This window comes from Paenibacillus sp. 7516 (assembly GCF_002272715.1).
In the GTDB taxonomy this organism is placed as follows: Bacteria; Bacillota; Bacilli; order Paenibacillales; family Paenibacillaceae; genus Paenibacillus; species Paenibacillus illinoisensis_A.
Map to the genome: position 1 here is coordinate 1 of NZ_NPBI01000050.1, position 22831 is coordinate 22831.

Genomic DNA, 22831 nt, shown 5'->3' on the forward strand with positions numbered 1-22831 from the left:
TTATATCATAGTTTTGGGTATTAGTTATATTTTTAAGGTACTTATCAAGGGGATTTCGATACTATTTCGACTTTTTTCGCGTGAGGTTCTGAAGTAGGAGAGTGAGAATATTAAATATATAACATGTACCTTACGTATATTACGTACTTACATGTCGAATCGATTTAATTTTAAAATATATATGTTAGGTTCGTGGTAAATATTCGTTTTAATTTGTTTCTTCTATGTCAGCTGTCTTTTTAGCAAATTTATGTCTATGCGATTATTTTTATGCTATTCATTAAGTCTGTGTTAAAATTCTAGTTATTCTAGTATAGTTTTATTTATTTGCTGCTGTAAAGGACTAATTGTAATCTTTTATCATTTTTTTTACAAAAGAATGAAAAAAGCCCTGCAAAATGCAAGGCTTTTCCGATATTTATACGTTATATTGTATTTTAATTATATCCCTTATGGCGAATCCGGCGGGCGTTTGCCACGCTTCAACTCATTGATGCTTAAGCCAAAATCCATCTGCAGATGAGGATAATCCGGAAAATTAGCCCAGTCGCCTCCCCATGTAAATCCTAACTCCTTGGCTATATCGACAACTTCCATCCAGTCAGCTTGTCCATTGCCGTTATCATCACGCTCCATATCCCATACTACATCACCATCTGGCGTCCGAAGTGCGAAATCAATAGCCAGTCCATAATTATGATATGATTCCCCGCCCCTGGCATTCGTAACTATATTCCCAGCGGTGGAGCGACCTTGATTAAACAGCTCATCCTGCTCTTCTATACTTCGATAACCATGGGTAATAACGATATCTATACCGCGCCGGGCTGCTTTGCGTACCAGTAACTGCTCACTTTCTGCCACGACGGGATGGAGACCTGTGATAGGTGCAGCTTCTCTAGTATAATCTGGCCAAATTTCGTAAGTATCCTCTTTCTCTTGTAACCACACGTATAAAACGGAAATCAGCAGCGTCGCTATTAACCAAAAACGCAAACTTTTCTTTTGCTTCCGCTGCTCTTTTTTCTTGATTTTCTTCATATGCACTCCTGATGTTTTGATCTGTCATAACTGGAATACGGGTCAGCTAATTACTTACTCAAATCATAATCTATTCTATTATAAATGATTTGCATTCCAATTACTTCTTCCACGATCATTTCGATCAGGTTCTCGTTCGTTTCAAAACATAAAAAAAGCAACCGGCTATAAGCCGGCTGCTTCGTATGCAAGCTGAGTAAGACTACTCAGTTGTGTATGGCAGCAATGCGATTTGACGGGAGCGTTTGATCGCGATCGTCAGCATGCGTTGATATTTAGCGCTAGTACCTGTTACACGGCGTGGCAAAATTTTTCCACGTTCGCTGATAAATTTACGAAGCAAGTCCGTATCTTTATAATCGATGTGAGTAATTTTGTTAGCTGTGAAGAAGCACACTTTACGACGTTTGTTACGGCCGCCACGGCGAGCCGGTCTTTTATCGTTGTCTCCGCCTTCTCTTTGCTTGAAGCTCATGCTTTTCAGTCCTTTCCTATCGTTAAACCATCCACTCTAGAGTGACGGTTCACGTTAAAATGGCAAATCATCATCCGATATATCAATCGGTTTTCCGTCATCGGAAAAAGGATCCTGATTGTTGCTACGCGAATTATTGTTATTGTTCGCGCGCCCGCCGCCTCCATAAGAAGGCTCTTCACGCATCGGTTGCCCACCGCCGCCACCGTTATTATCACGGTTACCTGACTCCAAGAAACGGACATTATCGGCAATGACTTCGGTCACGTATACACGTTTACCTTCGTTATTCTCGTAGTTCCGTACTTGAATGCGTCCTTCGACTGCAGCTAGGCGTCCTTTGCGCAAATAGTTTGCACAAGTCTCAGCAAGCTGTCTCCAGGTTACGACCGGAATGAAATCCGCTTCCCGCTCTCCCCCTTGGCTTGTAAACGGTCTGTCCACCGCCAAAGTAAATTGCGTAACTGCTACTCCTGCTGGAGTGTAACGCAACTCAGGATCCCGGGTTAACCGGCCGATCAGAATGACACGGTTCAACAATGTAATCCCCTCCTTCAGAGCGTATTGGTGCGTTAATCACGAGTTGTCTTAGGCAGACTTAACATCGTTCGTAATGAGATAACGAATTACTTCGTCAGAAATCTTCATGAGACGCTCAAGCTCAGTAACTACTGCTGGTTCAGCAGTGAAGTGTACCAGAACATAAACACCATCACGGAATTTCTTGATCTCATACGCAAGACGGCGTTTACCCATAACGTCGTGAGCAGTAACCTCACCACCGCCGTTGGAGATGATGCCTTGGAATTTATCGACTGTAGCTTGAACAACTTCTTGCTCAACGTCAGGACGAATAATGTACATCACTTCATATTTGCGCATAATTTTCACCTCCTTATGGACTCTGGCCCTCAATCCAGGTTGAGAGCAAGGAACGAGCACAAACTCGAACTATATTAATATAACAAAAATAAGACATCAATGCAAGCAAACGTTCCCTGTTTCTATTGGTACATGTTCATTCGAGTTCTGGAGACACTATGGATGCAGTAATAAGAAAATATCTGAGGAGGTCTTACCATGGGCGAACAAACCGAGTTTGAAAAAGGTGACAAAGCACCGAATGATGGAGAGTACACGGAAGTCGGAGAAAAAAGCTTCCATACCGAAATACAAAACCCTAGACGGATAACCCTCAAAAAGGGGGAATCCTTTCCTGAAACGAGCAACCAAAACCGAAAGTGGAAGAGATTAACGAAAGCCCGTGTTCATTAAAGGAAATTATTATTTAATAACACATGTATATAAAACGTAATAATGCACATAATACAATCAGGCGGTACACGAGAGAGGTGTGGTTCCGTTGGACAACGCAGCCGATCGTGTAATGTTGGAGATTCGTCACGTAATCTAAGAAGCAAGTGGTAGTGTGTAAGGCCCTTCGTCTGAGCACGAGTATTGCATTAGCAGTACGCCAGGTTTCTGATCTTACGACCGATTGTTTCCTAACTAACCGATGTATCGCCTACAAGGAGCCCTTCGGGGCTCTTTTGTTTTATGTCGTAGACTTTTTTTGTTGTATAAAATAAATAAAAAAACCTTCCATTCGAGGAAGGTCTGTTCGCTTTATAATACTCAATATAACGGAGTTCATTGAAATGCCATTGCATAAATGCTGTAAGTGGCGGAAAGGGTGGGATTCGAACCCACGCACGCTGTGACACGCCTAGCTGATTTCGAGTCAGCCCCCTTGGGCCTCTTGGGTACCTTTCCGCAGCAATACTGATTATAGCACGATCAAATGCAGAACGCAATACCTGTGCTGCGTATGCATGAAAACGTTGTTACGGTATGCATTTTACCACAGACTTGCATTTAAGATTCTGGAGCATCCTCGGCCGAGCGAAGAACTTTTTTCATGTTTTTCTCAAACTTTGCTCTCGGAATGAGTACACTGTGTTTACAGCCTACACATTTGATTCGAATATCCATCCCCATCCGAATAATCTCCATCTCATTACTTCCACAGGGATGCTGCTTCTTCATCTGTACAATGTCTCCAAGCTGGAAACTCTTACGCTCCACCAGTACCATCCCCTTCATCCTTCTCCTGTCCGGCTGCCTGTTCCAATGCTGCGAGCTTACCCATCTCATGATACTCCATCGTTTTCTTTATATCACTCTGAATTTGACGCTCTACAGAGCCTCTGGAGTTTGGCATACACTCTGCAACGATCCGAACGACGTACTCTGAAGTGGTCATCGATTGAATGCCGAGCACATCCGGAACTTTTACAATATTGAGATCCCGGTCTTCAATTCCAACCAGAGCCTGCTTGACCAAATGAACAGATTCATCCAACGTTTGATCACCCTTCATCGGGATGTCCACCACAGCAAGTGAATTGGACATGGAGAAGTTTGTCACACTGGCAATCGTACCATTCGGAATAATATGAACTTCACCTTGCCAGCTAACCAGCTTGGTTGTTCTCAAGCCGATGACTTCAACGGTCCCTTTGTAGGTACCTGTCTGAATAACATCCCCTACAGCGAACTGGTCCTCCAATATAATGAAGAAACCCGTAATAACATCCTTCACTAATCCCTGTGCACCAAAACCGATGGCAAGTCCAAGTACACCTGCACTAGCCAGTAGGGGTCCAACTTGTATATTGATCTCTGATAACAGTAACAGAATCATAATGAAATTACATGTTATGGAGGTCGCATTTTTGAGCAATTCACCTACCGTGACAAACCTGCGTGGGTTTACACGGACTTTGCCTTCCTGCTTTCGTTCGAGGCTGCGATCGATAATACGATATACAATTTTGATTACAATACGGGTGATAATAAAAATAATAACAATTCGAATCGAGCTGAACAGAATGTTTAGCCACATATCCGCATCGGTAACTGAATTCCACAACTTATCAGTCCAGCTGACAGCACTTTTTACGGTTTCTTCTAAGGGTGTAGGAGCATCCCCTTCAGCAGGAGCTGCAGTGAAAAACCTAAATGGCAGCATTAATTCCGACCTCCTCTACATGGGTATGTTATCATAGCTGTCTTCGGTTTTAAAATAGAGGCCCCGGATCTCTACAAACTCGTTCCGAATGATCTGCTGCACTCTTGCCAGATCTTCTTTTGGAAACTGTATACAGAGGGCACAGCCTGCCGTAATCTCTTTAGGGGTAGGAAATAAGTCAATTTCAATCTCGGCAAATTCTAGCAGCATTTCCGCACGCAAAGCCTGCTGGGTAGAATCAAAGGCAATCAGCATCCAATCATCCATCCACTCGTCCATATCCGGCTCCTTTCCATTTCCAAGCATCATCCATGGGTTATTCCTCTCGGTGTAAACCTTTAGGAAAAAGCTTGTCCTTACGAAGTATAAAACCTTCTATCCTTCCATATACTGTTACTACCATTCTCAAGGGGAAAGGATAGATCCTATGAATCCCAATTCGCGTTCTTATTCATCCCAAGATATGACCAGTTTGAAGATACCACATACCGACCCAGGCATACACTCCGCCATTATACATCGTTTAATGTTTCATCTCTATAAGGCACACTCTCTGCAAAATGTCGTTATTGTCTGCATCGGCACAGATCGCTCCACAGGAGACTGTCTTGGTCCTCTGGTAGGCTCTTCGCTTGCCAAGTGGGACAGCCCCCTATTTCACCTCTATGGTACATTGGACGAACCTGTGCATGCAATGAACCTTCAGGACACCCTGAACACCATTCAAAATACACACCATAACCCCTATATAATAGGAATAGACGCCTGCCTCGGGCAATCCTCCAGTGTAGGCTGTATTCAGGTGGTCAATGGGCCGCTCAAGCCTGGTGCGGGTGTAAATAAAGAATTACCGCCGGTCGGCGATATCCATCTTACAGGTATCGTTAACGTCGGCGGCTTTATGGAATACTTTGTTTTGCAAAACACACGGCTTAGTCTTGTCATGCGCATGTCTGAAATTATAGCGAGCAGTCTTTACTCAGCCATTCGCGAATGGCATACACGCTCTACTCTGCTTGCTGTGCCAGAGTAATGGCTTCCTTCTCTTCAGGGGATAGTGTATAAGATGACTCTCCCCCTTTAAGAGGTTTGGCATACACATAAGAACCATCACGATTATAGATCCCTGTGAGGATCATCCCATCGTCATTATCGTTAATCATGGCCATGGAGAAACTCAGATCACTGCCTCTTTCTCCATAGGCATTATAACGTTTCACACCCACTTTACCCTGGATACGGGTCAGTTTTTGCATGACTGCCTGGATCTGACTAGTCTGCAATTTATGCTCGTCCTCAATGCTGTCCATCTGAATTTTCAGATTGATCAACAACGATTCCAGGTCCTCTACTCCGCTGCCAGCCATCATCGCTTCATATTTCCGTTTGAACTTACGTAACTTTGCGCCTTGGGCAATACTTACAATCAGTAAGATCACCAATAATAATGCCATTCCGCCAATAATCCATAGCAGCTGTTCCAGAATCAGCTCGTTTAATTCAGCCATGTAGTGCAACTACCCCTCTGTTTGTTTGTTCATTAACCTGTCCGTTCATTTTTGCCAACGAGCGATCGTACATTCGTTAGACCTTCCCCTAATAAATAAACCCTTTATCTATAGTAACTAATCAACTATTTTCCAATTTCAATAGATATCTCTCTAATCTGCTGCCCCTTGATACCGATCGTCGTAGTTACCGCGGCATTGTCAGTTCGTTTACTGCATGAATTAGAGCATCTATCTCTTGGCTAGTTGTTGAATATCCTACACTGGCTCTGACGGCTCCGCTCAATGTGGTTCCGGCCGATTCATGAGCAAGTGGTGTACAGTGAAAACCGGAACGCACAGCAATGCCATAACGGCGATCCAGTTGAAAAGCTAGCTGAGCAGAATCATATCCCTCTACTGTAAAGGATACCAACCCGGTACGTGGTTGTCCAAGCTCTGGCCCAAGCATCCGAATTCCTGCTACAGATGTTAACCCTTGCATCATATGTTGAGTTAGTTCCCACTCATACTTATAGATTGCTTCAGGAGTCAATTGCATCACATGTTTCACACCGGCAGCCAGCCCTGCCATACCTACGGTATTCGGAGTTCCTGCCTCATATCGGTCTGGACGAACAAGCGGCTGCTGAATGGCTTCAGACTGACTGCCTGTTCCTCCATGAAGAAGCGGTTCGAGATCAATCTCCGGAGCGATATAAAGGCCTCCCGTCCCCTGTGGACCGAGCAGACCCTTATGTCCTGGAAACGCCAGCATATCGATACCGAGCTGTTGTACATCCACTGGCATAATGCCAGCACTCTGGGCGGCATCTACGAGAAATGTCGCCCCATATTTACGGCTAATCAGCGATATCTCGCCAATAGGTAAAATGCTGCCAAGCAAGTTGGAACTATGTGTACATACAACCAATCTCGTGTTTGGACGAAACAAACGTTCGAGTTGAACCAGATCAATATCACCTGCAGCATTCACAGGTACATAATCCACTTCTACATTTCGGATCCGTCGCATGTATTCCAAAGGCCGCCTGACCGAGTTATGCTCCGCCATTGTAGCAATGACATGATCACCTTCTCGCAAGCTGCCTTGGATTGCAAGATTCAACGCTTCTGTCGTATTGGAACCGAGTGCAATATCATTGGCATTACTGATACCAAAAAGACTGGATAGTACCTTCCTCGTGTCAAAAAGTACACGGCTTGCTTGAACAGCCATTCGATGGCTGCCTCTGCCCGGGTTGGCACCGGCGACATCAAGGGCATGCAGCATGGCTTCACCAACAGCAGGCGGCTTAGGCCATGATGTCGCAGCATGATCCAGATAAATGACTTCCTTCACCTCACAACCACCTCTGTCCTGTTCATTGAGCGATCCACCATAAAACCAATCATAAAGGCCAGTGCTGAATAAGAAAACACAGAAAAAATAATGACATATCGTTTCTCCATCGTACAGAGGCGATATGTCATCAGATGAAAAAAGCCCCGCATGTTGTAAGTTAATCTAAAGGATTGTCTATTGAAGCAGTTCCAACAATCGCTCCAGATCCTGTTTGCTGTAGTAGTTGAGCTCGATTTTGCCTTTATCTTTGTTGTGCTTTATCTTCACTGTTGTTTTGAAACGCTCACGCAAGGATTCCTCCACCGTGTCAATGAACGGATCCTTTTTCTTGAGTTTGGATTTGGCCTTGGCTTCACCCGTCTTGGAACGATCCAGCTGCTGTACCGCTTCTTCCAGTTCACGTACACTCCATTGTTGGTCAATGGTTTGTTTGGCCAGCTGTTTCACCATATCCTGATCCTTCACACCGACTATGGCACGTGCATGACCCATGGACAATGTTCCACGTGAAACATGGTCTTTCACTTCTTCCGGTAACGAAAGCAAACGCAAGAAGTTAGCGATGTGAGAACGGGATTTCCCCACTTTGACAGACAGCTCTTCCTGTGTCAGCGAGAACTGATCCATCAGGCCTTGATAGGCTACAGCCACTTCCATCGCATTGAGATTTTCCCGTTGCAAATTCTCAATCAGAGCGATTTCCATAACCTGCTGATCACTAAAATTACGAACAACTGCAGGCACTGTTGCATTACCGCAATATTGAGAAGCTCTAAACCGCCGTTCCCCGGCAATAATCTCATAACCTCTCAGTACCGTACGTACGATAATTGGCTGTATCACACCGTGTTGACGTATGGACTCTGCCAGTTCATGAATCGCATCCTCATCAAATACCTTCCGTGGCTGATAAGGGTTTGCCCGCAACTGGGCAATTGGAATTTCTACAACCTTGTCATCGTCATTTATTGAAAGCGATGGAATGAGGGCATCGAGACCTTTTCCGAGCCGCTTACTCATACGATATCACTTCCTTTGCGAGCTCTAAATACACTTCTGCTCCTCGTGAACGGGGATCATACGTAATAATGGACTGCCCATGCGAAGGGGCTTCACTAAGTCGCACATTACGCGGAATAATCGTTTGATACACCTTCTGTTGAAAATACTTCTTCACTTCTTCAATCACCTGGATCCCCAGGTTCGTACGAGCATCAAACATGGTGAGCAACACTCCCTCTATTTGCAGAGAGGTATTCAAATGTTTCTGCACGAGGCGGACCGTGTTAAGCAGTTGGCTCAGCCCTTCAAGTGCGTAGTACTCACACTGGATCGGAATGATCACCGAGTCGGAAGCGGTCAACGAGTTGATCGTTAACATGCCAAGAGATGGTGGGCAATCGATCAGTATGTAATCATAGTTTTTTTTCACCATGGCGAGGGATTTTTTCAAACGAACTTCACGTGATATGGTGGATACCAACTCAATCTCGGCTCCGGCAAGTTGAATCGTTGCAGGTATGATATGAAGCCCTTCAATCTGAGTTTCCACAATGGCTTCCTGAGGATGTACTTCATTAATGATGACATCATATATACAATTGGCCACATCTGCTTTGTTGATTCCGACTCCGCTAGTCGTATTTCCCTGAGGATCAATATCGACAAGCAGTACCCTTTTCCCGAGTGAAGCCAGTCCAGCACCCAAGTTAACAGATGTCGTCGTTTTCCCCACACCGCCCTTTTGATTTGCTACGGCCATAATCTTAGACAATTACTTCACCTCAAATAAAATAGGAGTCTTTTCTTGTAGGTTGTGAGATACAGTTAACTAAAAGCAGGTGGCTATCGTCCACACAAACAACAACTACCGTTCCGTTCTTCAAGCACGTCTTCAATACAGACGTCAACCAGCTCTATAGACAGAAAAAGCGGCCCCATTGCCGCCTTAAGCTTCAACTATTTGCGTTTAGGAATATGAATGACGATCTCATAATGATCTTCGTGATCGGCTTCTTTTGTTTTGATATCCATACCAGAACCAGATACCATATCAATGGATTGGCGAATCGTATTTAGCGCGAGTCTGACATCTTTGGTAAATGAAATGCGTTTGGACTTTTTGATTTTGGAAGCTTCCTTGTAAAAGGCAACTCTTGCTTCGGTTTGTTTTACGTTCAGCTCTTTTTCAATAATCTCGCTGAGCAATTTCATTTGCAGTTCTTCCGAGTCCAGTGAAAGCAAAGCTCTTGCATGACGTTCGGATATTTTCCGTTCCATCAGTGCAGTCTTAATCCCTTCCGGGAGTTGTAACAACCGAATTTTATTGGCAATGGTTGATTGGCTTTTGCCTAATCGCTGCGCAAGACTCTCTTGCGTCAATTGGTGAAGATCAATCAACTTTTGATAAGCAACCGCTTCTTCAATAGCCGTGAGCCCTTCACGCTGCAGGTTCTCAATCAAGGCAATGGAAGCGGCCTGAGAGTCATTAAATTCGCGCACAATGGCTGGAATATGCTCTAGTCCCAGTTTTCGAACCGCACGCCAGCGACGTTCCCCGGCAATAATCTCATATGATCCATTCCGCACACGGACAACAATGGGTTGAATGACTCCATGGGTTTTAATTGTCTGCAACAACTCATCAATTTTATCATCGTCAAAAATCGTACGAGGTTGATAAGGGCTGCTTACTATTTCACCTACCGGAATTTGTTTCACTTCATCTCCGTTATTGCGCTCCGCCAAACCAAACAACTTCGAAAATTGTTCTTTCATTCCGTATATTACCACCTAGTTTCGTAATAGCTCCCGCAGCAGTGCAGGTGCTTCCTATTCTATATGCGACCCCTCATATGTTGTCGTTCTTCGAATAAGTTTTGCTTTCTACATCCACGTTCTGATGAAATGTCTATACTTCTTGCCAAATCTATTTATATATAATCTATGATCTCTGATACACAGGATCGGTTACTTCTATTCTATCATCTTTTCTATCATAATCCTATTCTAACCTATTCTTTAAACCCTCCTAATTTTCCTGCTTTTCATCCGAGCATCTTGTCGGTTTTACCCTCGTTTTCTCCTTTTTTTATCGGTTTATTTTTGAAATGATACTCGCTTTGTATATGTATCTGAAAATAAAAAGAGGATGTTTCACGTGAAACATCCTCTTCAATATTTTTCTAGTCTGACTTACTAAATGACAAAACTAATTATTTTATAATCCACCCACAAAGTAAGCAAAATATATTGGTTTACCCAACATTGATTTACTGTACCAATGGTGTCTTGAGTGGAGTCCCCGGTTTACGAGGATATTTGTGAGGCGTTTTATCAAACTTTTGTATCAAGATGATATGACGGGCTGACTCTTCCACTGGCAGCTGGAATGGATGAACGGCTTTTACCCGTCCTCTCAGCTGATTGAAGCTAAATTCTGCTTCCTTCATTTCTTCACGAGGGTCTCCGCCTTTCATTGCGGCAAACATCCCACCTTTGCGAACGAAAGGCAAACAGAATTCATTCAGCACTGCCAGCTTAGCTACTGCGCGCGCAGTAACCAGATCGTAGCTGTCCCGATATCCGTCTTTGCGCCCCAGCTCCTCTGCCCGGCCATGAATTAATTCAACCTCGGTTAGACCGAGTGTATCCACGACATGCTGCAGAAAGCCAATGCGTTTGTTGAGCGAATCAATAATGGTCAGCTTTATATCCGGGAAGCATATCTTGAGCGGAATACCGGGAAAGCCTGCTCCAGATCCAATATCCGCAAGCTTTTCCACTTTGGTCATATCTGTATAGAAGGCCAGGGATACCGAGTCATAAAAATGCTTCGTATACACCTGTTCCCGTTCCGTTATCCCTGTCAGGTTCATCTTTTCATTCCAGGATACCAGCTCCTGAAAATACAGTTCGAACTGTTCCAGCTGACGTTCATCAAGCTCCAAACCATGCTCTTTCAGTCGAAGCTGCAATTGCTGTTGAATATCGTCCATTATTGTCCCCTTGCTGCGGTTACACGGTTATAGTGCTCCAAGTAGACGAGCAGAATGGAAATGTCCGCAGGAGTTACCCCAGCAATCCGGGAAGCCTGCCCAATTGAAATGGGGCGGATCGTGGATAGTTTTTGCTTCGCTTCCATAGCCAGACCATGAACATCATTATACTCAATCGTATCCGGAATTTTCTTTTTCTCCATCTTTTGCAAACGTTCCACGTGGATCAATTGTTTCTCAATATAACCCGCATATTTGATTTGAATCTCTACTTGTTCCTTCATATCTGCTGTCAGTTCTACCTCAGAAGGTGAAACCTGTTCAACCCAGTCATACGTAATTTCCGGACGACGCAATAGGGTAAGCAGTGTGCTTCCATCCTGAATTGGAGTCGAGCCAAACTCTTCAAGCTTCGGATTCACATCCGCAGGGCGTGCTTTAGCCGCTTTTAGACGTTCAACTTCTGCATCCACTTTGGCTTTTTTGTCGAGGAATTTAGCATAACGCTCTTCTGAAACCAGACCAATATCATGACCAATCTCGGTCAAACGCAGATCTGCATTATCATGACGAAGCAGCAAACGATACTCGGCACGTGATGTGAGCAAACGATAAGGCTCATTTGTTCCCTTCGTCACCAGATCATCAATCAACACGCCAATATAGCCTTGGGAACGATCCAAAATAACAGGCTCTTTGCCTTGTACTTTGCGTGCAGCGTTAATCCCAGCCATGATCCCCTGTCCTGCCGCTTCTTCATAACCGGAAGTACCATTGATTTGTCCGGCCGTGAACAGACCTGGCAGACGTTTGGTTTCAAGTGAAGGCCAGAGCTGTGTAGGTACCATCGCATCGTATTCAATGGCATATCCATTACGCATCATTTCCACTTTTTCCATTCCGGGAATCGAGCGAAGGACGGCAAGCTGAACATCCTCCGGCAGACTGGTAGATAGTCCTTGTACATAGTACTCTGAGGTATTTTTACCTTCTGGCTCCAGGAAAATCTGATGTTTCGGCTTGTCGCTGAAACGAACAATTTTGTCTTCAATGGATGGGCAGTAACGCGGTCCGGTACCTTCAATGACACCCGAGAACATCGGTGCACGATGCAGGTTATCATTAATGATCTGATGGGTTTCAACCGAAGTGTAGGTCAACCAGCATGGCAGCTGTTCATTTTCAGAAGACTCTGTCTCATACGAAAAGAACTTCGGCTCATCATCGCCAGGTTGAATTTCCGTTTTGCTGAAATCAATTGTATCCTTATGCACACGAGGTGGTGTACCTGTTTTGAAACGAACCAGATCGAATCCAAGTTCCCGCAAATGCTCGGACAATTTGAGTGAAGGCTGTTGGTTGTTCGGTCCGCTTTCGTACATCAATTCACCCATAATGACTTTACCGCGCAGATATGTGCCTGTAGTCAAAACAACAGCCTGAGCACGGTACTCTGTACCCGTCTGCGTTACTACCCCCACACATTTCCCGTCTTCGACGATCAAGCGATCCACCATGCCTTGACGCATAGTGAGGTTGCGCTCGTTCTCCATCGTTTCTTTCATTTTGTGCTGATAAGAGAACTTGTCTGCCTGAGCACGCAGAGCGTGAACTGCAGGACCTTTCCCTGTGTTGAGCATTCTCATCTGAATAAACGTCTTATCGATATTCCGTCCCATCTCACCGCCAAGCGCATCAATTTCGCGCACAACATGTCCTTTAGCCGGTCCCCCAATGGATGGGTTACAAGGCATGAAGGCCACCATATCCAGATTTATTGTAATCATCAGTGTTTTGGAACCCATACGGGCTGCGGCCAGTGCTGATTCCACACCCGCATGTCCAGCACCAACGACAATTACATCATAGCTGCCGCCATCAAAAGCCATTCTTGTTTACCTCCTTATGCCGCAGCACATTTGAATCCCATGCCCACGGTCTATTGTAAAAATATTGAATGCTCTCCCTATTCAGCTGGGGACATTCCGATCTATATCAAGCCATCAAGTCTGTGATTCCTACAGACGTCATTGCCATGCTGACCATTCACAAGAAAATGGACCTCATTATCATACTACTTTTCGCAGAAAGTATGTTTGTTCATTTTACTTTCCTAGACAGAATTGGGAGAAGATCTGGTCAATCAATGCATCATGTGCCGTATCTCCCACAATCTCACCAAGGTGCTCCCACGCCAGACGCACATCAATCTGAATCATGTCGATTGGAATGAGCTGTTCAGCAGCTTCATATGCGTCAATCAAGGACTGTTTTGCCTTTTTGAGCAAAGCAATATGACGCACATTGCTGACATACGTCAAGTCAGCCGATTCCAGCTTGCCGCTGAAGAACAAGGTCGAAATGGCCTCCTCCAAACGATCGACACCCAGATCATCCTTCACTGACATCGGAACAAGGCGCTCTTCCGGAATGTAGCGAAGCAAAATGTCGCGGTCAGCCTGCGGAGCTAAGTCCATTTTATTCATAATGATAATTGATTGTCTACCGCGGATTTGTTCCAGTAATTCGATCTCATCCTCATGCAATGGTTCTGCCGCATTGATCACCATCAACAACAGATCTGCCTCTGCTACTGCGGAGCGGGAACGTTCTACCCCGATTCTCTCGACAACGTCCATCGTTTCCCGAATGCCGGCTGTGTCCAGCAGCTTGAGCGGAATGTTGTTAATCGTTACAAATTCCTCAATTACGTCGCGTGTTGTTCCCGGAATGTCCGTTACAATAGCCCGATTCTCCTGAGCGAGCGCATTGAGCAAAGAAGATTTCCCTACGTTCGGCCGCCCTACAATTGCCGTCGTAATTCCTTCACGTAGTATCTTGCCCTGTTCTGCCGTTACCAGCAATTTATCAATTTCAGTCATGACCAGACTGGATTTTTCTTTAATAAAATCAGCAGTTAAGGACTCCACATCATGCTCGGGATAGTCAATGTTCACTTCAATATGAGCCAGCGTTTCCACCAAGGTATGTCTCAGATCACGCAGTTTGGAGGAGAGCTTACCCTCCACTTGTTTGAGTGCTACCGAGAATGCTCTATCCGACTTGGAACGAATAAGATCCATAACGCCTTCCGCCTGTGACAGATCGATCCGTCCATTCAGGAAAGCACGCTTTGTGAATTCACCCGGCTCCGCAAGGCGAATATTGAGCTGAAGCAGGAGATCCAGAACCCGCTTCACTGAGACTACTCCACCATGAGCACTAATCTCAACCACATCTTCTGTCGTAAACGAACGAGGTGCTCGCATTACCGTAACCAGTACTTCTTCAATCTTCTCCCCACTGCCAGGTTCAATGATATGACCATAGTGAACTGTATGAGATGCTGCTTGGGTTAAAGGGGTTTTACTGCGGAAAATTTTCTCCGTCTCCGATACTGCATCCGGACCGCTGACCCGGATAACTGCTATGCCCGCTTCCCCAACAGCCGTGGATATCGCTGTGATCGTATCACTGATCATCGTTATCTCTCCCTGCTCTATTTTAAAATGGTTGTCCTTACGGATCACATATGAATTTCACTTGTTAAATTCTTACCAATATACTTATTTACGAAAAAAGCAATGGCTTCTGCACCGGGCAGGAAGCCATTGCGTCTTCAATTTCGTGTTATTTCGTCATGATGACCACACGCCGATTGGGCTCTTCGCCCTTGCTGTACGTCTTAATCTGCGGGTGGTTTTGCAGTTTCGCATGAATGACCTTGCGTTCGAGTGGAGGCATCGGCTCCAGAACAACTTCCTTGCCAGAACGGATCGCTTGTCCAGCCAGACGTTCAGCCAGATCCTCAAGCGTCTTCCGGCGGCGTTGGCGGAAATTTTCCGCATCCAGTACAATTCGAACGAAACTTTCCGAATAACGGTTAGCTACAATGTTCGTTAGATATTGAAGTGCATCGAGCGTCTGTCCACGTCTGCCAATAATCATGCCAAGATCTTCCCCGGCAATATTGAAGATATGTCCATCCCGCTGCTTTTTGATATCCACTTCAACATCCAGTCCCATACCTGCTGCTACTTCTTTTAAGAAAGCAGCCGCTTCCTCATAGGGATTTTTAGCTGCGACATCCTCAAGTTTAGCTTCAACCTGAGGTACATGTGCGGCCGGCTCGACCCGCTGTGGTACAGCTTCGGGCACAGGCAGAAGTTTCACTTCAACTTTCGCCGCCTTTACCCCGATCAAACCCAGGAATCCTTTTGACGGCTGCTCTAACACTTGTATCTCGACCTTGTCCCGGCTCACGCCAAGCTCAGCCAATCCTTGGTTTACAGCATCTTCAACGGTTTTTCCTGACGCAATGACTTTGGTCATTTCGATTTTTTGGCCCCTTTCGACCCTTTTCCAGAGACGGTTGCCTTGCCACCGTTTTTGCGTTTAGCTCCATTTTTGGAGGAACTATTCTGCTTCACGTTGACTTCAGCCACGACTTTATCATTATTCCGGTAAAGGAAATAGTTTTGCACGATCGTGTAGATGTTACTATAGAACCAGTACAGCGGCAACGCTGACGGGAACTGGTAAGACATTACGAAAATCAAGATAGGGTAAACCCACAGCATGAACTGCATTGGTCCCACTTGCTGTGCAGGGTTCATACGCATCATCATCCATGTTTGAATGAATGTAGTGATCGCAGCCAGCACCGGCAAAATAAACAGGTGATCCGGTTCCCCGAGCTGGAGCCACAAGAAATCATGGGTTCTCAGACTGGAGTTTCCGTAAATTGAGTTATAAAGTGCGATGTAAATCGGCATCTGAATGATAAGCGGCAGACAACCCGCCATCGGATTAACTTTGTTCTCCTGAAACAACTTCATCGTTTCTTGCTGAACTTTCTCAGGTGTATCTTTATACTTGGCTTGAATCTCCTTCAACTGCGGCTGAATTGCCTGCATGGCTTTGGAGCTGCGGACCTGCTTCATTGTTAGTGGCAAAATTAACGTCCGCACAATCAGCACCATAACTAGGACAGCTAGTCCATATTCACCGTTAAACCAGTTGGCGAATGTATCGAGCGCCAGTGAGAACCAGTAAACAACATTGCTTTGCCAGAATGAGTCACTGTTTTTCAGATCTTCCGTCGTAACCCCGGATCCTTGCGGAGTACACCCCGCTAGTACGGTGACCATTGCAATGACTGCAATGAGGAGAATCCACTTCCCCTTTGATGTCTTCAATCGCGACACTTCATAACCCCTCTCTTAACCATTCCATTCCACCGTAAATCATACCATAATTAGGAGGACAAATAAACCGAAGCTTACCGTTTGTTAGGCTTAAGAAGAGCCGCTTTGCGCATAACGTGCAGCAGACTTTTCTCCATTTCCTGATAGGTCATGTCCAGCGCACCTTTTCTCACGATGAAGATCAGGTCCATCTGTGTGACAATCTCTTTTTCATGGTGCCTTATAATTTCCTTAATCATGCGTCTCATCCGGTTTCGTACGACAGCGTTTCCGATTTTCTTGCTGCATGATACACCTACCCGGAATTGCTCCGTATCTTTACGGCGGCAGCCATACACCACAAATTGATGATTGGCAAAAGATTTCCCATACCGGTATACGCGGCTAAAGTCCGCCCGGTTTCGCAAACGCAGTCTTTTATACACGGCGCTTCTCCTTGCTGTTCTCCACCATCCATATTGACGGAGGCCTCATTACTGATTTAGTATAGGCTTTCTTGAATAACGGTAAACTGTTCTAACGACAACTTCATTATATATAAGGAAACTTTTTTAAAAATTTCGTGACAAAGTTAGATCCTTTTTCAATAAAGAAATAGACACTTTCGCCCTTTTTCGCAGCCAATTCAGACCCGATCTATATCAGCATCCAGTCTGAAATGACTCATTTAAGAAAAAAAAGACCACCTCGGTGGTCTTCTCATGCATTAAGCACTCAGGACTTTACGGCCTTTCAGGCGACGTGCAGCCAAAACTTTACGGCCGTTGCTCGTGCTCATTCTTTTCCGGAAACCATGAACTTTTTTACGTTTGCTTACGTTCGGTTTGAATGTAGGTCTCAATGTATTGCACCTCCTTACAAGGAAATACTTATGTGATGAATCATTTTCATCTTCACAGAAAACACCTTTATACATTTAACCACGTACACCTGGAAAAGTCAACTCTAACCCACTTCACTTCTCCCTCTTTTTATAGCCTTTTCCAGCCTGCCCCTCAGAGCTCGTAACACTTAAGCAGATTTTGATTTGAATAAAATAATTTTTGAAACGAAAAAAGTTATCCCCAACAAGCCTCGCGCTGTCACTTCATCCATCACTCCAACGGTTATCCACACCCCAATTTGGACCTCTCGCTCATCTCTCATCCTCTACTTCATTAGCCAGAAGTTATTCACATGTGGATAACGAATTCAACTTCGCCTTTTTTTTTCGTATTGCCGCTTTCCTTTATACATCATTTTCCTCTTCTGAAGGCGATAAACTTACTGATTATTTTCTCAACTTATGTAGTACATTTTATTGTATGTTAGGCCTTGTTTAAAATTTAATGTATCCGCTTTAATTTGAAGGTTTACAAGCTTTCAAGAAAGGTGTAGGATAAAAATCACATCTTGTATACAAGTATACTTAAGTATTCATGAAGAGAATATCCGCGTTACTTTACACTCTTTTTGATTTACAAAAGTACTGAACTTTGGCTCTTTGAAAACGGTATTAGGAAAATAAGCTAAGGACTTTCGCTTCTTCATCAGGCAGCATGCAAACTGCAAAAAGGTTATGCTATGATCAGTGTACAGGTCCATTGGGATGAATTACCGAGTATTGGGCCTAGAGAACTGATTACTTGAATAGGAGCGTTAGCCATTATGTTGTTTCCTTCTTCCTGGCTGCAGGGAGCTTCCCGCGGGGAAGCCATCGCCTGCGAATTAAGGCTGCGCATCATCAGTGGAATCCTGCGTCCTGGAGAGATTTTGTCTGAAAATCGAATTGCCGCTGATTTTGACAGCAGTCGTTCACCTGTCCGCGAAGCACTGAGAACACTGTCGAATGAAGGACTGATTCGGCTTGAACGGATGGGTGTGGTTGTCCTTGGATTGAAAATCAAGGATGTTGAAGAGCTGTACGACGTCCGTTTTTTAATTGAAAGCTTTGTCCAGCAGCGATTAGCAGGGTCTGTTCCCGAGCAATTGATTACTTCGCTTCGTAATATACTGGACAAAATGGAGCTGGCAGGTCGCCATCAGGATGCTGTCGAATTTGCTTTTCAGGATCTGACTTTCCATGAGACCATCATTGAGGCAGCCGAGCATTCCCGTATTTCACATTTATGGAGAAGCATTCGTTATGTTGTCATGACGGTTATGCTGCTAACAACCCGCAGGGTGTTTGATCAGGGCCATCCAAAAGTAAGCGCTGTAATTCAAAAACACCGATTGCTGATTGAAGCACTAGAGTCAGGTGACAAAGCATCCATTCAGGCCGGCGTGCGTACGTACTTTCAGGATTCCGGCAAAACCCTGCATGAGAGCTTCGACTCCTGACAATGTCAGAAAGTTTATTTTTTCGACTTTGGTTTATATACTGACCACCGTCCGCAATCACATCCAAATGGATGGATTGTCATCTAAGTTGTCGACAAGTATACAAAATGCGATTTAGTTTCAATTTTTGGGCATGTTAAAGGGAGACAACCTTCCCTGACGGCGAATTCACTTGTAAGCGTTTATATTCAAAACAAAGGAGCATACATCATGAGCACTCTTTTTGGACTATCCCATAATGCAACATTGTTGGTATGGACATTGATTGCGATCGTATTTCTGATCGTATTGATCTCCAAATATAAATGGAATCCCTTCGTTACCCTTTTATTATCCGCTTTAATGCTTGGTCTGCTTGCCGGTATGAAACCCGCCGATGTGATCTCTTCCATTACAGGCGGACTCGGCGGTACGCTTGGAACCATAGCCATAGTCATCGGGCTTGGCACGATGCTGGGTAAAATGATGGCCGAATCAGGCGGTGCCGAGCGCATTGCAACCACACTAGTCGATCGCTTTGGTGTTAAACGTGTGCACTGGGCCATGATGATCGTTGGTTTTATTGTAGGTATACCTGTCTTCTTCGAAGTTGGTGTAATTCTGCTGATTCCGATCATTTTCACCGTTGCACGTAAAACCAATATGTCTCTCCTGCAGATCGGGATTCCGATTTTGGCCGGACTGTCGACTGTACATGGTCTGGTTCCACCACACCCGGCTCCAATGATCGCTATTGATGCATTCAACGCCGATTTGGGGAAAACCATTTTGTACTCCCTCATTGTTGGTATTCCGACAGCGATTATCGCAGGTCCTTTGTTTGGTAAGTTTATCGGCAAAAGAATACACACTGAACCGCCAGCGGAGCTGGCGGAGCAGTTCGCAACGAAGAAAAACACCAATCTTCCAGGGTTCGGCATTACCCTGTTTACGATATTGCTGCCCGTCATCCTAATGCTAATTGGCTCCATTGCCAATATCGTAGATCCCAATGCTACAAGTGGCTTTACAGTCTTCAGTGAATTTATCGGGCATGAGATTATTGCCCTGTTGATATCTGTTGTGTTTGCCCTCTTTTCGCTCGGCTTCGCACGCGGATTTACCAAACACGACATTTCCCGTTTCACCAGTGAATGTCTGGCGCCTACGGCGACCATCATCCTCATTATTGGTGGTGGCGGTGCGTTTAAGCAGGTCCTGATTAATAGCGGTGTCGGCAATGCGATTGCTGAAGTTGCCACTCACGCCAATATCAACGTCATTTTGTTTGCTTGGCTGGTTGCGGCACTGATCCGGGTAGCCACAGGCTCGGCAACAGTTGCCATGACAACGGCGGCTGGTATCGTTGCTCCGGTTCTTGCATTAACTCCAGGAGCCAATATTGAGCTGGTTGTACTTGCTACTGGTGCTGGATCACTTGTTTTGTCCCACGTGAATGACGCAGGCTTCTGGATGATTAAGGAGTTCTTTAATATGAGCGTCTCCCAGACACTGAAAACGTGGACCGTTATGGAAACACTATTATCCGTTGTCGGATTGATCTTTATTTTGCTGCTGAGTACCGTGATCTAAGACAAGATTGTATCTATTAGAAGATAAATTTTACTGTATCAAGGGAAAGAAGGATTACACCAAATGAAAAAATATATGATTGGCATGGATATCGGGACTACCAGCACCAAATCCGTATTATTTACGGAGCAAGGTGAGGTTGTGAGCACTTCCACTCAGGAATATCCTCTATATACACCTGCTCCTGATGTAGCTGAGCAGGATCCCGAGGAAATTGTACAAGCAGCTATTCGCTCCGTACGTGGAGTCATGGATCAGAGCAGTGTAAGTGCAGGACAAATCATGTTTTTGTCCTGCAGCTCTGCCATGCACAGTGTGATTGCCATGGACCAGGATCATAAGCCGCTCACTCGCTGCATCACGTGGGCGGATAACCGCAGTGCAGCTTGGTCAGCCCAATTACAGGAGAGTGGGCAAGGTCATCGGATCTATTTGCGCACAGGTACACCAATCCATCCCATGTCTCCCCTAACCAAACTCATGTGGCTGCGTCATGATGAACCAGACCTATTTAAGCGCACAGCCAAGTTCATCTCCATTAAAGAATATCTGTTCTTCCGTTTGTTTGGACAATATATAGTAGATCATTCCATCGCCTCCTGTACCGGTCTTCTCAACCTGGAACAACTGGATTGGGATACGGAGGCACTGGAGGTTGCAGGAATCACACCTGACCATCTCTCGAAGCTTGTGCCCACGACATATACAATAGAGGGAATGGACACCGAATGTGCAGAGAAAATGGGTCTCTCCCCCTCTACTCCTTTTGTGATCGGGGCAAGTGACGGAGTGCTATCCAATCTCGGCGTAAATGCCATCGACCCTGGAGTCGTGGCAGCAACCATTGGTACCAGTGGTGCCATTCGTACGGTCGTTGATCGCCCTGTTACCGATCCCAAAGGACGGACCTTCTGTTATGCCCTCACGGAGGATCTCTGGGTCGTGGGTGGGCCTGTGAATAACGGTGGCATGCTATTTCGCTGGGTACGTGACGAATTTGCAGCATCAGAAGTGGAAACAGCAAAAAGACTGGGCATCAACTCATATGACGTCCTCACCAAAATTGCTGAGCGAGTCAGCCCAGGCTCTGAAGGACTACTATTCCATCCTTATTTGTCAGGAGAGCGTGCCCCTTTATGGAATCCGGATGCCCGTGGTTCCTTCTTTGGTTTAACCCTCCATCACCAGAAAGAGCACATGATTCGTGCTGTCCTGGAAGGAGTCATTTTCAACCTGTATACGGTCCTGCTGGCCATGGAAGAACAGATCGGACAACCTACCTCCATTCAGGCTACCGGCGGATTCGCACGTTCCCCTCTCTGGCGTCAGATGATGTCCGATATTTTCAATCAGGAGGTCGTCGTCCCCGAGAGCTTCGAGAGCTCCTGTCTGGGTGCTGTAGTCCTCGGTCTTTATGCCACAGGGCGAATCAAGTCACTTCATGCTGTCTCTTCAATGGTGGGGACAACGCACAGACACACCCCTATTAGAGAAAACGCAGCAATTTACCGGGAACTGCTCCCGATTTTCATTCGCATTTCGCGCAAACTTGAAGAGGAATATGCAGATATTGCGGAATTCCAACGCAAATTGTCCTTAAGAACCAAGTAACGGTTCCCTCATTGAATCACCAAAAAAAGAGGTTGTTCACTTAGACCACACGCTGGCCTTAAGGAACAACCTCTTTTTTGTCCATATATTTGATTCAATTTTTTGATTCAATCTATTCTCCCCATCCGGCATTTACGCCGAATTTTATGACTTCCTTCCCCTATCCGGCCAGCGCTTCCACTGACCTCCTTTTAGTGTTAATCAGCTTGTCTGCCTCTACTATCATTGCTGCGAATCTCTGATGATTGCATACAACCCCAAATGAGGTTAAAGAGGTTAATTCAACAGATCCCCAAAACGATCATTCTGAATTCGTGGTTATCCACAGATGTGTTATTCACAACTCAGGAGTCATTTTACACACAATTTAGCGATTTTCGACGAACAACCTGTGTATAAAACATTTTGGCTTTTTGGGTCATCCTGTCGAAAATTAAACAATTTATAAACAATATATTGTGTTGTGATTAAAAATTATACACAAGTTATTGAATTTGTGGATAAAATCTCGCGATACGTTGAAATGCGGGGCTTCTTTTGCTATGATTGTATTACTTTTGGATGTGAATATGTGATCTGACCCATAATATTATCAACAGCCTGTGGATAAAGTTGTGAACAATTTTCCGTTGTTCATTCTTTTTTTGTTTTCGACCTGCGGGGGTTTGGGGATAAATTCAACAATATATCTCGTATTTCGACACTGCATCATGGCTTAAGC

At 45.0% G+C, this 22831-nt stretch carries 24 protein-coding genes and 1 tRNA gene; 5 read left to right on the forward strand and 20 right to left on the reverse strand.

Going from position 1 to position 22831, the window contains the following annotated elements; genetic code table 11:
- Positions 1–450 precede the first annotated feature (450 nt).
- The 4 genes from CHI14_RS29220 to rpsF form a co-directional block, all read right to left on the reverse strand.
- Entirely contained in the window at positions 451–1041 is a 591-nt protein-coding gene (locus CHI14_RS29220) for a M15 family metallopeptidase (RefSeq protein WP_095293498.1), read from the reverse strand.
- A 202-nt stretch (positions 1042–1243) separates the two neighbouring features.
- Positions 1244–1516 (reverse strand): 30S ribosomal protein S18, encoded by a 273-nt coding sequence (gene rpsR / locus CHI14_RS29225; RefSeq protein WP_062327715.1) that lies wholly within the window; start codon positions 1514–1516, stop codon positions 1244–1246.
- A gap of 54 nt (positions 1517–1570) precedes the next feature.
- Positions 1571–2056 carry a single-stranded DNA-binding protein gene (gene ssb, locus CHI14_RS29230; protein ID WP_095293499.1) on the reverse strand — a complete coding sequence of 162 codons (486 nt, stop codon included), beginning with the start codon at positions 2054–2056 and terminating at the stop codon, positions 1571–1573.
- A 48-nt stretch (positions 2057–2104) separates the two neighbouring features.
- Positions 2105–2398: a 30S ribosomal protein S6 gene (rpsF, locus tag CHI14_RS29235; protein ID WP_024629534.1), complete on the reverse strand. Its 294-nt coding sequence runs from the start codon at positions 2396–2398 to the stop codon at positions 2105–2107.
- Between the two features lie 198 nt (positions 2399–2596).
- Here rpsF and CHI14_RS29240 point away from each other — a divergent pair, with 198 nt between their 5' ends.
- Positions 2597–2791, forward strand: coding sequence for a YjzC family protein (locus CHI14_RS29240; protein ID WP_095293500.1), 195 nt, complete (start codon positions 2597–2599; stop codon positions 2789–2791).
- 407 nt (positions 2792–3198) lie between these two features.
- On the opposite strand, the gene CHI14_RS29245 is transcribed toward CHI14_RS29240, so the two are convergent.
- The 4 genes from CHI14_RS29245 to CHI14_RS29260 form a co-directional block, all read right to left on the reverse strand.
- Positions 3199–3289 (reverse strand) — tRNA-Ser (locus tag CHI14_RS29245).
- 102 nt (positions 3290–3391) lie between these two features.
- Positions 3392–3601 (reverse strand): DUF951 domain-containing protein, encoded by a 210-nt coding sequence (locus CHI14_RS29250; RefSeq protein ID WP_095293525.1) that lies wholly within the window; start codon positions 3599–3601, stop codon positions 3392–3394.
- Positions 3591–4547: a mechanosensitive ion channel family protein gene (locus CHI14_RS29255; RefSeq protein WP_095293501.1), complete on the reverse strand. Its 957-nt coding sequence runs from the start codon at positions 4545–4547 to the stop codon at positions 3591–3593. Before CHI14_RS29255 ends, CHI14_RS29250 begins: the two co-directional genes overlap by 11 nt.
- Before the next feature lie 15 nt (positions 4548–4562).
- Complete coding sequence (locus tag CHI14_RS29260) at positions 4563–4814, reverse strand: putative Se/S carrier protein (protein WP_095293526.1); 252 nt, start codon at positions 4812–4814, stop codon at positions 4563–4565.
- Positions 4815–4974: 160 nt separating this feature from the next.
- Here CHI14_RS29260 and yyaC point away from each other — a divergent pair, with 160 nt between their 5' ends.
- Positions 4975–5580, forward strand: coding sequence for a spore protease YyaC (yyaC, locus tag CHI14_RS29265; protein WP_095293502.1), 606 nt, complete (start codon positions 4975–4977; stop codon positions 5578–5580).
- Here yyaC and CHI14_RS29270 read toward each other — a convergent pair.
- From CHI14_RS29270 to rpmH, 12 genes are all read right to left on the reverse strand, one after another.
- Complete coding sequence (locus tag CHI14_RS29270) at positions 5555–6055, reverse strand: DUF4446 family protein (RefSeq protein WP_095293503.1); 501 nt, start codon at positions 6053–6055, stop codon at positions 5555–5557. The two genes, yyaC and CHI14_RS29270, sit on opposite strands and share 26 nt — an antisense overlap.
- A 187-nt stretch (positions 6056–6242) precedes the next feature.
- Positions 6243–7397: an aminotransferase class V-fold PLP-dependent enzyme gene (locus CHI14_RS29275; RefSeq protein ID WP_095293504.1), complete on the reverse strand. Its 1155-nt coding sequence runs from the start codon at positions 7395–7397 to the stop codon at positions 6243–6245.
- A gap of 177 nt (positions 7398–7574) precedes the next feature.
- The gene (locus CHI14_RS29280) at positions 7575–8420 is read right to left on the reverse strand and encodes a ParB/RepB/Spo0J family partition protein (RefSeq protein ID WP_095293505.1); all 846 of its coding nucleotides are present in this window, start codon (positions 8418–8420) and stop codon (positions 7575–7577) included.
- Entirely contained in the window at positions 8413–9174 is a 762-nt protein-coding gene (locus CHI14_RS29285; protein WP_095293506.1) for a ParA family protein, read from the reverse strand. Before CHI14_RS29285 ends, CHI14_RS29280 begins: the two co-directional genes overlap by 8 nt.
- A 185-nt stretch (positions 9175–9359) precedes the next feature.
- Positions 9360–10178 carry a nucleoid occlusion protein gene (gene noc, locus CHI14_RS29290; RefSeq protein ID WP_095293507.1) on the reverse strand — a complete coding sequence of 273 codons (819 nt, stop codon included), beginning with the start codon at positions 10176–10178 and terminating at the stop codon, positions 9360–9362.
- Positions 10179–10672: 494 nt separating this feature from the next.
- Entirely contained in the window at positions 10673–11398 is a 726-nt protein-coding gene (gene rsmG / locus CHI14_RS29295; RefSeq protein ID WP_095293508.1) for a 16S rRNA (guanine(527)-N(7))-methyltransferase RsmG, read from the reverse strand.
- Positions 11398–13287 carry a tRNA uridine-5-carboxymethylaminomethyl(34) synthesis enzyme MnmG gene (gene mnmG, locus CHI14_RS29300; protein WP_095293509.1) on the reverse strand — a complete coding sequence of 630 codons (1890 nt, stop codon included), beginning with the start codon at positions 13285–13287 and terminating at the stop codon, positions 11398–11400. Before mnmG ends, rsmG begins: the two co-directional genes overlap by 1 nt.
- Before the next feature lie 216 nt (positions 13288–13503).
- Positions 13504–14880, reverse strand: a complete 1377-nt coding sequence (gene mnmE / locus CHI14_RS29305; protein ID WP_095293510.1) for a tRNA uridine-5-carboxymethylaminomethyl(34) synthesis GTPase MnmE — start codon at positions 14878–14880, stop codon at positions 13504–13506.
- 148 nt (positions 14881–15028) lie between these two features.
- Positions 15029–15730, reverse strand: a complete 702-nt coding sequence (gene jag, locus CHI14_RS29310; protein ID WP_095293511.1) for an RNA-binding cell elongation regulator Jag/EloR — start codon at positions 15728–15730, stop codon at positions 15029–15031.
- On the reverse strand, positions 15727–16605 hold the full coding sequence (locus CHI14_RS29315) for a YidC/Oxa1 family membrane protein insertase (RefSeq protein WP_095293512.1): 879 nt from the start codon (positions 16603–16605) through the stop codon (positions 15727–15729). The genes jag and CHI14_RS29315 overlap by 4 nt, the downstream gene beginning before the upstream one ends.
- Positions 16606–16679: 74 nt before the next feature.
- Positions 16680–17030, reverse strand: a complete 351-nt coding sequence (rnpA, locus tag CHI14_RS29320; RefSeq protein ID WP_095293513.1) for a ribonuclease P protein component — start codon at positions 17028–17030, stop codon at positions 16680–16682.
- Between the two features lie 281 nt (positions 17031–17311).
- A complete protein-coding gene (gene rpmH, locus CHI14_RS29325) occupies positions 17312–17446 on the reverse strand; it encodes a 50S ribosomal protein L34 (protein ID WP_024629517.1) in 135 nt (44 codons plus the stop codon).
- 806 nt (positions 17447–18252) lie between these two features.
- Here rpmH and CHI14_RS29330 point away from each other — a divergent pair.
- The 3 genes from CHI14_RS29330 to gntK all read left to right on the forward strand — a co-directional run bounded on the left by CHI14_RS29330 (position 18253) and on the right by gntK (position 22110).
- On the forward strand, positions 18253–18927 hold the full coding sequence (locus CHI14_RS29330; protein WP_095293514.1) for a GntR family transcriptional regulator: 675 nt from the start codon (positions 18253–18255) through the stop codon (positions 18925–18927).
- 210 nt (positions 18928–19137) lie between these two features.
- Positions 19138–20499: a GntP family permease gene (locus tag CHI14_RS29335; RefSeq protein ID WP_095293515.1), complete on the forward strand. Its 1362-nt coding sequence runs from the start codon at positions 19138–19140 to the stop codon at positions 20497–20499.
- A 63-nt stretch (positions 20500–20562) separates the two neighbouring features.
- Positions 20563–22110, forward strand: coding sequence for a gluconokinase (gene gntK / locus CHI14_RS29340; RefSeq protein WP_095293516.1), 1548 nt, complete (start codon positions 20563–20565; stop codon positions 22108–22110).
- Positions 22111–22831 lie beyond the last annotated feature (721 nt).